7 protein-coding genes are annotated in these 11,103 nt (G+C 59.7%); 2 read left to right on the top strand and 5 right to left on the bottom strand.

Annotated elements, in window-relative coordinates; genetic code table 11:
• Positions 1 to 51: 51 nt before the first annotated feature.
• Positions 52 to 525, bottom strand: coding sequence for an Lrp/AsnC family transcriptional regulator (locus TRM7615_RS13110; protein ID WP_108788228.1), 474 nt, complete (start codon positions 523 to 525; stop codon positions 52 to 54).
• A gap of 132 nt (positions 526 to 657) precedes the next feature.
• On the opposite strand from TRM7615_RS13110, the gene TRM7615_RS13105 reads away from it, so the two are divergent.
• A complete protein-coding gene (locus TRM7615_RS13105; protein ID WP_108788226.1) occupies positions 658 to 4,044 on the top strand; it encodes an indolepyruvate ferredoxin oxidoreductase family protein in 3,387 nt (1,128 codons plus the stop codon).
• A 2-nt stretch (positions 4,045 to 4,046) separates the two neighbouring features.
• Here the strand turns inward: TRM7615_RS13105 and TRM7615_RS13100 are convergent, their stop codons facing one another.
• From TRM7615_RS13100 to TRM7615_RS13085, 4 genes are all read right to left on the bottom strand, one after another.
• Positions 4,047 to 4,775, bottom strand: coding sequence for a hypothetical protein (locus TRM7615_RS13100; protein WP_108788224.1), 729 nt, complete (start codon positions 4,773 to 4,775; stop codon positions 4,047 to 4,049).
• Positions 4,776 to 4,844: 69 nt separating this feature from the next.
• Positions 4,845 to 6,149: an NAD(P)/FAD-dependent oxidoreductase gene (locus TRM7615_RS13095; RefSeq protein WP_108788222.1), complete on the bottom strand. Its 1,305-nt coding sequence runs from the start codon at positions 6,147 to 6,149 to the stop codon at positions 4,845 to 4,847.
• Between the two features lie 13 nt (positions 6,150 to 6,162).
• Entirely contained in the window at positions 6,163 to 7,722 is a 1,560-nt protein-coding gene (locus TRM7615_RS13090) for a trimethylamine methyltransferase family protein (protein ID WP_108788220.1), read from the bottom strand.
• A gap of 3 nt (positions 7,723 to 7,725) precedes the next feature.
• Complete coding sequence (locus TRM7615_RS13085; protein ID WP_108788218.1) at positions 7,726 to 10,128, bottom strand: GcvT family protein; 2,403 nt, start codon at positions 10,126 to 10,128, stop codon at positions 7,726 to 7,728.
• A 162-nt stretch (positions 10,129 to 10,290) separates the two neighbouring features.
• Here TRM7615_RS13085 and TRM7615_RS13080 point away from each other — a divergent pair, with 162 nt between their 5' ends.
• Positions 10,291 to 11,103 (top strand): DUF2189 domain-containing protein, encoded by an 813-nt coding sequence (locus TRM7615_RS13080; RefSeq protein WP_108788216.1) that lies wholly within the window; start codon positions 10,291 to 10,293, stop codon positions 11,101 to 11,103.

Raw genomic sequence — 11,103 nt, 5'->3', positions numbered from 1 at the left:
AAGTATGGTTCGAATGCTGATCAATCGGGTCGCTTGACCCGCATCACGCCTTCAGGCAGGCGCGACCGGACCGTGGTCCTTGATCGTGCGCAACACCACATTGGTTTGCGCACTGGCCACGGCTGGCAGTCGAAACAGAAAATCCTCGAGGAAGCGGTTGTAGTGATCCAGGTCCACGCAGATCACCCTCAGGTGATAGTCGGATTGACCGGTCGTCGCAAAACACTCCTGCACCTCTGACGCGTGCCCAACAGCACGGATGAAATCCACGATTTTTTCAGGGTCATGACGGGTCAACTGTACGTGGACGATGGCCTGAAACCCGAATCCCATCGCTTTGGGATTCACCACGATCCCATACCGCTCGATCACGCCAGCCTCTTCCAGTGCGCGCACCCGCCGCCAAAGGGCCGAAGTCGACATCCCTACGGAATCCGCCAGGTCAGCATTGGAAATCCGACTGTCCTTTTCCAACAAGCGCAGGATTTTTCGGTCGCGGTCATCGAATTGGAGATTCTGGTTCATTTATCCGAATTATCGCAATACACTGGTTGACCAAACCAAATTTTTGTCACTCACCGCGAAAATTGAAAACCTATTCCACCGAAAACAAGGCAAATTGTTCAGACCCACGCCAACAACGATTGTTTGCCAGCCATGACACAGCACGCACCGAACCTCCGTCCTTATCAACTCTCTGATCGCTACACCAACACCACCGGACGGGTTTTCCTGACTGGAACCCAAGCTCTGGCGAGGATCATGATGGACCAGGCCCGGCGCGATCGCGAAGCGGGGCTGAACACGGCCGGTTTCGTGTCGGGCTACCGGGGTTCACCGCTGGGTGCGTTGGATCTGGAGTTGTGGCGCGCGCGGGATCGGCTGACCGAGGACAAGATCAAATTCATGCCCGCTGTGAACGAGGATCTGGGCGCCACGGCCGTTCTGGGCGCGCAGCAGGCCACGTTGGACCCACATTGCGAGGTCGAAGGCGTGTTTTCCATGTGGTACGGCAAGGGCCCCGGTGTGGATCGCTCAGGTGACGCGCTGAAACACGGCAACGCCTATGGCTCGGCCCCCAAGGGCGGCGTGCTGGTGGTAGCGGGCGATGACCACGGTTGCGTTTCCAGCTCGATGCCGCATCAATCCGACGTGGCCTTCATGTCCTGGTTCATGCCCACTCTGAACCCGGCGTCGGTCGACGAGTATCTGGAGTACGGCGAATACGGGCTGGCAATGTCACGGTTTTCCGGCACCTGGGTCGGGTTTAAGGCAATCAGTGAGACGGTGGAAAGCGCGCGCTCGGTCGAGCTGCACACTGATCGAACATTTGAGCTGCCCCAGATCGACCTGCCTGCGGGCGGGTTGCATGTGCGATCTGCTGACCTGCCTTCGCCCGAAATCGAGACACGCATTCAACACAAGCTGCGCGCCGTGCGGGCCTTTGCCGAAGCCAACCCGATCGACCACCGCGTCTATGACATCGAGAACGCCAAGTTCGGCTTTGTCACCACAGGCAAGGGCCATCTGGACCTGATGGAGGCGCTGCGCCTGCTGGGGCTGGATGAGCGCAAATGCCGCGAATTGGGCATCGACATCTACAAGGTCGGCATGGTCTGGCCACTCGCCCGCCGCAACGCCCTGCGCTTTGTGAAAGGCAAAGCCGAGGTGCTGGTGGTCGAGGAAAAGCGCGGCATCATCGAAAGCCAGTTCAAAGAGTATTTCTATGACTGGCCGGGTGACAAACCGCACAAGATGGTCGGCAAATACGACAGCCACGGCGAGCCGCTGATCCCCTGGACCGGAGAGCTGAGCCCACTGATGCTGGCCCCCATCGTCGCCGCGCGGCTGGACGCGTTTTTCCCAGAAGAGGGGCTGCCAGGCAAGGCCAAGGCACTGACTGACACGCCCCCGCAGTTGATCAACGTGCCCGGTGCCACCCGCACGCCGTATTTCTGCTCGGGCTGCCCGCACAACAGCTCGACCAAAGTGCCCGAGGGTTCCACCGCAGCCAGTGGTATCGGGTGTCACGTCATGGCCTCGTGGATGGACCGCCAAACCGTGGGGTATGCCCAGATGGGCGGTGAAGGGGTGCCGCATGTCGTTGCGTCGAAGTTCAACGGCGGCAAGCATATTTTCCAGAACCTCGGCGAAGGCACCTGGTATCACTCGGGCTCGCTGGCAATCCGTCAGGCCGTCGCCGCCAAAACCAACATCACTTACAAGATCCTTTACAACGATGCGGTGGCGATGACTGGCGGTCAGCCAGTGGATGGACCAGTGAGTGTTCATGGCATCGCTCAGACCTGCCGCGCCGAAGGCGTCGAGCGGATTGCGCTGGTGTCGGATGACATCGACAAATTCTCGCGTGCTGATTTCCCTGCAAACACCTCATTCCATGACCGAAAAGAGATGGATCAGGTGCAGCGCGAGCTGCGCGATATTCCCGGCGTCACGGTACTGATCTACGAACAGACGTGCGCAACCGAAAAGCGCCGCCGCCGAAAGCGCGGCACGATGGATGACCCCAAACGGTTTGCATGGATCAACGATCTGGTCTGCGAAGGCTGCGGCGATTGTTCGGTCGCGTCCAACTGCCTGAGCGTTGAGCCGCGCGAAACGCCCCTGGGCCGCAAGCGTAAGATCAACCTCAGTTCCTGCAACAAGGATTTCTCGTGCCTCGAAGGGTTCTGCCCCAGCTTTGTCACTGTCGAAGGCGCCACCCGGCGCAAACGCGCGGTGACACTGGACCTGGAAACCATCGAGGCCGGGTTGCCCACCCCCGAGCTTCCACCACTCGACGTTCCCTTTGACCTTTTGGTCACGGGGGTGGGCGGCACTGGGGTTGTAACCGTCGGTGCGCTGATCACCATGGCTGCACATCTTGAGGGCAAAGGCAGCTCGGTGCTCGACTTCACCGGCTTTGCCCAGAAATTCGGCACCGTGCTCAGCTATATCCGTCTGGGTGCCGTGCCCGAGGCACTGAACCAGGTGCGGATAGATCTGGGCACGGCGGATGCGGTGATCGGCTGCGACGTGGTGGTAAGCTCTGCCCCCAAGGCATCGGCGCATTACCGCACGGGCACGCGGGTTGTGCTGAACCGGGCAGAAATGCCAACCGGCGATCTGGTTCTGCGCCGTGACGCACAGTTGAATGTTGATGCCCGCGAGGCTGAGATTTCACGGGTCGTGGGTGCCGGTAATGTGGCCGGGTTCGATGCAAATGCGCTGGCCGAACAGGTGCTGGGCGATGCGGTTTTTGCCAATGTGATGATGCTTGGCTTTGCCTGGCAAAAGGGGCTGGTCCCGGTTGACCAGATATCCCTGTCGCAAGCGATCCTTTTGAACGGCGTGGCCATCGAAAAGAACAAGCTGGCCTTTGCTATCGGTCGTGCAATGGCTGCGGATCCGGCCCGCCTGAAGGACATGATTACGCCCGAGGAACAGCCAGAAACCCTGGATCAGGTGATTGCGCGCCGCGCCGCGTTCCTGACCGACTATCAAGACACTGCTTACGCCCAGCGCTTCGCCAACCGGATTGAGCAACTCCGCGCCCGAACATCCGATGACCTGACCAAGATCGCCGCGCGCAACCTGTTCAAGCTGATGGCCTATAAAGACGAGTTCGAAGTGGCCCGCCTGATGACCGGGCAAGCCTTTGCTGATGAGTTGGCCGAGAATTTCGAAGGGGAGTTCAAGGTCAATTACCACATGGCCCCGCCGATCCTGAACTTTGGCAAGGACGGTCGCGGACGCCCTGCAAAGCGCCCATTTGGGCCATGGATGCAGTCGGTTCTGGGTCTGCTGGCCAAGGGTAAGGGCATGCGCAATTCGCCTCTGAACCCGTTCGGCTACCATTCCGAGGCCAAGATGCATCGCGACACACTGGCGTGGTACGAGGGGCTGTTGGACCAAGCAAAGGATACTGAGGCTTGGCAGGCGATCCTGTCCGTAGCAGATGAGATTCGTGGATACGGGCCAGTGCGCGAACAGGCGGTCAAAGAAGCCAAAGCTAAGTACACGGACCTAAAGAGCGCTCTCTAAATTCAGGCAGCCTTCACATCGTCCGGCTGTGTGTCGTCAAGCCACAGCCGGTCAATCCGGTCGAGTTCCGCCACTTCAAAGCGTGTTTGATCCTCCCAATACCGGCCCGAAGGGACATAGTAGCCCAGCGCCCGCTCTTGCGCCTCTGCATGTGCCAGACCCGAGACATCCACCAATGGAACGTCTTCCATTTGGTCAGCGCATGAAGGCGGGCACACCAAACGGCTTTCACCATCAGACAGACGCACCATGCGGCATCCCTGTTTTGCCGCGTATTGCATCAACCGTGATGATTTTGCTTCCAGCGATCTGAGTGTAACGTCCTGTCGCAGAGGATCCGCCTGTCCCGTGCCGTAGAAATGCGTGTTGCCGCGCGCCGGATAGACCATATCGCATCCAAAATAGGCGATCACATGAGGCTTCAATGCATGTAGCGCCCAATACCCCGCAGTGAACGCCATGGTGCCGCCCGCGTAGACAAAACCACCATAAGCGTTTTGCGCCGGAACATAATCCTGGGCGGTGATGATTTTCTGCTTGGGCGTCGGCGCGGCGGGTTGGTTTGCTTCGGGAAAATCCTCGGGATGGATCAGGAAATCCCAATCCGGGCGCACGCGCCAGGCATTGTTGATGGCGACGATGTGGGTAAAGGGTCCGCGTGACCAATCTGCCGCCTCTTGCACACAAGGCGCAGAGCCCAGAATCAGAACTTTTGGTCCGGTCTGTGTCATGATCGGATCGGCCTCCTGCCCGGCATCTCAATTCGCCAAACTAGGCCGATCCGATTGGTCGTCCAGATGTCAGCCCAAAACCGAGAAGCTGCTTTCTTCGTTGATCGGGCGTTTGCGCGAGTAGAAACCGACGTCGATGATGTGCCCGGTATAGGGCAGCTTGAACTGCAACGGCGCGTCGTCGTGATCGCCACCGCCTTCGCAATAATCGACCAGGGCAGCCATCATCTTGCCCGCAATCGGGGCATTCTTGTATTGGTTCCCGCTGGTTCCGCAAGCCATATAGAACCCCGGCAGGCTGGATTTGTCATAAATCGGGATCCAATCGGTGGATGCATCATAAAGGTCCACCACCCCGCGCGTTTTCGACGGGATACCAAGCGACGGCACCCGCTGCGCATAGCGCATGGCCTGCGTGGTCCATTGGTCGGTGAATTCACGGTTATAGTCCTTGTCGTCCTCGCACCACTGATGCGGGTCACATTCGGGATCTTCCGATCCGATCAGGATGTGGTTGCCATGCTCGGGCCGCACGTAAAGCGAGATATCGCTGTCCGAGACGATGGTGCCCTGCTCTTCGAAATTGAACCCCTCGGGGCTGGGCACATGCACCACCTCTTGCCGCAGGGGCCGGGTTTCGATGGTCATGTCATCCAGAACACCGGCCATGGCGTTCACGATGGCCGAGCCGGGCCCTGCCACGTTGATCACCACGGGGGCGTGGATTTCCTCTCCATCAGCCAGTTTTACACCGCTGACACGACCATCCGATTGCAGGATCTCGACCACTTCGGCTCCGGTCCGCACTTCGGCCCCATGCTGTCGCGCCGCATCCATCAGGTTCTGCGCGCTCAGCGCCGGGTCTGTGACATAACCCGCTTGCGGCCAGAACACCGCACCACCCATCTTGCGCCCGTTGGGTTGGCCAAATTCCGGATCATCCATCCGCTTGGCGGGTGCAAAACTGTCGAGGGTGTAGACCGGCAGCTTGTCGGTGATTTGTTCCGGCGACCACTCCGCGAAAGGACACTCCAGCTCGGCACTGTATTTCATGTGCTTCTCAAGCCGACCGTTGGCCTCGGTTTTCATCACCAGGCACCCGGTCTGCTTGAACTGCGCAAGGTTCGCCCCTTCGGGCAGATCCAGGTAGTCAGCCCAATCACGCCAATAGTGATAGCCCTCCCAAGCAAAGGCAGTGCCATCAAAGGTGGAATAATGCATCCGGATGATCGCGCAGGATCCGGCAGTGGAGCCGTGGCCCACCTGCGCATTCCGATCCAATGACAGGGTCTTGTGGCCCGCCTTGGTCATCTCGAATGCGATGGCGGCGCCGATGACGCCGGTGCCGATGATGATTGCGTCTGGATTGCTCATGTTGCGTCCTCTCTCAACTCTCCGGCGGCGCGCCGCCTTCTTCGGTACGGCGTGCGATAAAATCTTGCAGCGCGCCCACCCGATCAGGGTTCTGTTTGGGCGGTTCGAAAGTGTTCAAGATGTTCTGCCAGATGCCGGTCGCGCGGTGGTTGGCATCAACCGAACCGCGCTCGGTCCAGGTACCGAAGTTCGCATAGTCATGAACGTGCGGTTCATAGAACGCGGTGTTGTAGCGTTCCATGGTCTGACTGGTGGCAAAGAAATGCCCGCTGGGATCCACCTCGCGCAAGGCCGTGTCATAGCCGATCTCGGCCTCGCCCGCTTGCGCCCCTGCACACAACTCGGCAACCATGTTGAGCACCTCGGCGTCACAGATCATCTTTTCAAACGACACCGACAGTCCGCCTTCAAGCCAGCCAGCTGAATGGATCACCACCGTGGCCCCGGCCATCAGGCAGCCCCAGAGGCCAAACTGGTTTTCATTCGCGGCCTGCACATCGTTGAGGTTCGAGGCCGATCCCGCTGCTGAACGCCATGGCAGCCCCAGATGACGCGCCAATTGCCCCGCGGCCAAAGACGCCTGGAAATGCGACGGCGTGCCAAAGGCAGGCGCGCCCGACTTCATGTCCACGTTGCTGGTAAAGGTGCCATAACACACCGGCGCGCCGGGATTGGTCATCTGTGTCAGCACCAACGCCGCCAGCACCTCGGCATGGCTGAGCGTGATCGCACCGGCCACCGTGATTGGCGCCATCGCCCCCATCAGCGTGAACGGCGTGACGATGGACACTTGCCCATAGCGGGCAAAGTCGATCAGCCCCTGCGCCATCGGAATATCCAGCGTGCGCGGGCTGTTGGTGTTGATGATGGTATAGGAATGCGCCGTGCTGCGGAATTCATCATCCGACAGGCCGCGCGCAATCGACAGCATTTCAAAGCAATCCATCACCTGCGGCGTGCCACGCGAAAAGAAGAAGGGGAACTTGTCCGTCAGCTCTATCTGCGCCTGCGTGGTGAAGTAATGACGCACGTTCGTCGGTACATCCTGCGGCTCGACCTGGGGCGATATCATCTGGAACACATCGAAATGATGGGTGAGTTTCAGAAACTCCAGATAGTCCTGGCCCGAGGCCGGGCGGCGACCACGCACCAGATCAGTCGCATTGGGTGCCCCTGCCCCCGGTTGGAACACCAGGCTTCCGAGTTCCAGCGTGAAATCCCTATGCCGAGCACCTGCGTAACAGAGGATCGACTTTGGCGCCGTGGCAAGCGCCGCCTCGACCATGTCGCGGCCGATGTAGACCATCTCGCTGTCTTCATCGACCCGCGCACCGCCATGGGCATAGATGCGCCGCGCTTCGGGCAACAGCACTTTCATCCCCAGTTCTTCGAGCATCCTGAGCGCGGTTTCATGCATGTCGGCGATCTGATCGCTCGGAAACACCTCCATCAGCGGAAAGGGGTTTTTCAGTTGGCGGTAATTTACGTCGCGGCTTGGCGTTGGCGCGGCCTCGGCCCGCCCACGCCTGCGCCGCCCCCGAATCTCGCCGCGTGTCTGACTGTTAGTGGTCATGGATCATCCCCGCATCGCCTTGCCTTGAGGGTCGTATGGAGAGGCCTCGATAACCTTGGCCTGACGCTCGACCCCTACGATATGCACGCTCAGGTCGGTTCCAACGGCAGCCTGTTCGCGGTCAACCAGCGCCATCGCAAGCGATTTGCAGGTGTGGTGTCCATATGCGCCCGAGGTGACAAAGCCGACACGGTTACCATCCGACCAGATCGGCTCGTATCCACTGGCATCAGCCCCATCGGCTTCGATCTCCAGCGTGACCTGAACCTGCCCCGGGCCGTTTCCGTCGCGTTCGGCCATGGCCGCCTCGCGCCCGACAAAAGCCTTGCCCCAGTCGATCCAGCGGTCCATGCCCGTCATGCCCGGCGTGTAACCTTGGGTGAATTCTGCCGACCAGATGCCAAAGCTCTTCTCGATCCGGGTCGACAACATGGCGTTGAAACCCACCTCGCGAATGCCCAGCTCGGCGCCCGCCTCAAGCAGCATCCGGCGCAGGGCGATATGGTCGCCATAGCGGCAGTTGATCTCATACCCCTTCTCGCCCGTCACTGACATACGCGCCACATGAGTGCGCACCAGCCCAATGTCGAATTGCCCGCAACCCATGAATTTCAGCGCACCGATATCCTGCTCGGCCAGCTTCTCGACCACCTGTTGCGAGTTCGGTCCGATGACCGCAAAGCCGCAGACCTCTTCACCCAGATCACGTACCGTGACGCCATCATCCATGTGATCGTTGAACCAACGCATGTGCCAGGCGCGCAGATAGTAACTGCCCATGATCCAATAGCGGCCGTCGCCCCAGTTCAGCACCGTCAGATCGCCCTTGAGCTTGCCTGTCTCGCTGAGCATCGGTGCCAGCTTGGCCCGACCGGGAGCAGGTAGCTTTGACGCCATGATCCGATCCAGCCAGGCTGTGGCGTTCGGCCCTGAGACCTCAAACCGCGAGAACCCGGTAATGTCGAGCAGCGCCACGCCTTCTCGGATCGCCTTGCACTCCTCGGCCACGATGTCATGGGCGTTTGAGCGTTTCAGTGTCGGTGTCTCCTCAAACCCCGGCTCGGCAAAGTAGAGCGGTACTTCAAGATCCCAGCTCACGCCCCATTTGCAGCCTGCCACCGACATCGCGTCATGCGCAGGGGCCATTTTCAACGGTCGTCCGGCTGGGAGCTGTTCGTTGGGATAGGTCATTACAAACCGGCGGGAATAGAACTGTCCGGTGGTTTCGCGGATGTATCGTTTGTTCTGCGCAAAATCGCCGTATCGGGCGACGTCCATGCCGTAGACGTCCGCTTCGGGTTCGCCGTGGATCATCCATTCGGCCAGCGATTTACCGACGCCGCCGCCCTGCAAGAACCCGGCCATGACCGCGCAGGCTGTCCAATAGCCGCGCTTGCCCGGAACAGGACCGACCAGCGGGTTGCCATCGGGTGAGAAAGTGAAAGCCCCATTCACCCACGTTTTGATGCCCGCGTTGTTCAAGCAGGGATAGCGCTGGAACCCCAGCGTCAGCTCATTCTCGATCCGGCCCAGATCCTCTTGCTGCAGTTCGAACCCATATTCCCAAGGTGCGCCGTCTTCCATCCAGTGGTCGTGATCGATCTCATAGATCCCGACCAACATCCCCTTTTGGTCCTGCCGCATGTAGGTGAACCCTTCGAGGTCGACGGTCATCGGCAACTCATGATCCAACGCTGCAACTTCGGGGATAGCATCAGTAATAAGATAATGGTGGTTGAGTGGCGAAACCGGCAGTTCCACGCCCGCCATGCGCCCCACCTGCTTGGCCCAGAGGCCCGCCGCGTTGACCACATGCTCGCATTGAATGGTGCCATTCTCGGTCACAACCTCCCAACCCTCGGCGGTCTGGTTCAGTTCCAGCACACGGTTGTTTTCGACCACGGTTGCCCCATGCTTCTTGGCCGCGCCCGCATAGGCCTGCACCGTGCCGGTGGTGTCGATATAGCCCTCGCGGTCGGCCCACATTCCACCCAAGAGGCCATCGGTGGACATCACCGGGTTCAGCTCGCGCGCCTCTTCGGGCGTCACAAGGCGGCAATCCTCGATGCCGATGGATTGGAACACGCGATAGGCCGATTGCAGCCATTCCCATCGATCCGGGGTTCCGGCCATGGTCAGTCCACCGGTCATGTGCAGGCCGATGTTCTGCTGGCTCTCGCGCTCAATCTCGGGCAGGAGGTCGATGGTATAGGCCTGCAATGCCGCGATGTTGGGATCGGCGTTCAGCGCATGAATCCCTCCTGCCGCATGCCAGCTGGATCCAGCCGTAAGAACCTTGCGTTCGATCAGGCAGACATCCGTCCAGCCGTATTTGGCCAGATGATACAGAACCGAGGCACCAACAACGCCGCCCCCAATGACAACCACGCGATAATTCGACTTCATCCGACCCTCCCTTACCTGATGTCAAAGCGACGCTATTGCGATTGTTCACACCTGTCTAGACAATTCTGTACAATGCGTGACAAGTGCGTTCCTGCGTGGACGCTGACTTTTCCGCGTCGGACATTTATGCTGTCTGTAAGACCCCGTTTCGGAAGGAGAGCCATGTCGTCCAAAACCGAAAGCCCCACACCACCGGGTGACCTGCCACGACAGGCGATGCCCCAGGTCAACACGCTGAGCGCAGAGGACATCACCGCCGCGCTTAAGGCCGGGTTTGCGGATTTTCTGGCTCGCCCAGTGATGAGCGGCTTCTTTGGCCTGCTCTATGCCGTCTTTGGTATCCTGATCGTCTGGAGCCTGTTCAGGTTGGGTCAGCTTTGGGTGATCATCCCCGCCATAGCGGGTTTCCCCCTGGTCGCGCCTTTTGCCGCCGCTGGCCTTTACGAGATGTCGCGCAGACGTCAGGCAAACATAAGCTTTGGATGGGCAGATATTCTGGGCGTCGTGGCCAATCAGCGAAAGCGGGAAATGGGGTGGATGGCTTTTGTCACGTTGTTTGTGTTCTGGGTCTGGATCTATCAGATCCGCCTGTGGTTGGCCGTAATTCTGCGCGACGCGTCCTTTTCGGACTTTGGCGGGTTCCTGAATGTCGTCTTCTTTACGCCTGAGGGCTGGCTCTTTCTGCTCATCGGCACCGGCGTGGGGGCAATCCTGTCAGCGGTGCTGTTCTCGGTCACCGTGATTGCGATGCCCATGCTGCTGGATCGCGAGACCGATTTTGTCACGGCGATGATCACATCCGTTCGCACGGTCAAGGAAAACCCGGTCGTGATGCTGACCTGGGCGGCAATCATCACAGGTGCCATGATTCTGTCGCTGGTGCCCGCCTTTCTGGGCCTGATCGTGACGCTGCCGGTTTTGGGGCACACCACGTGGCACCTGTACCGGCGTGCGATCCCGCCGGTACAGGGCTAG

The sequence above is a fragment of the Falsiruegeria mediterranea M17 genome, from assembly GCF_900302455.1.
In the GTDB taxonomy this organism is placed as follows: domain Bacteria; phylum Pseudomonadota; class Alphaproteobacteria; order Rhodobacterales; family Rhodobacteraceae; genus Falsiruegeria; species Falsiruegeria mediterranea.
The sequence above is the reverse complement of the archived record's forward strand: the minus strand, read 5'-3'. Positions and strand labels throughout refer to the sequence as shown.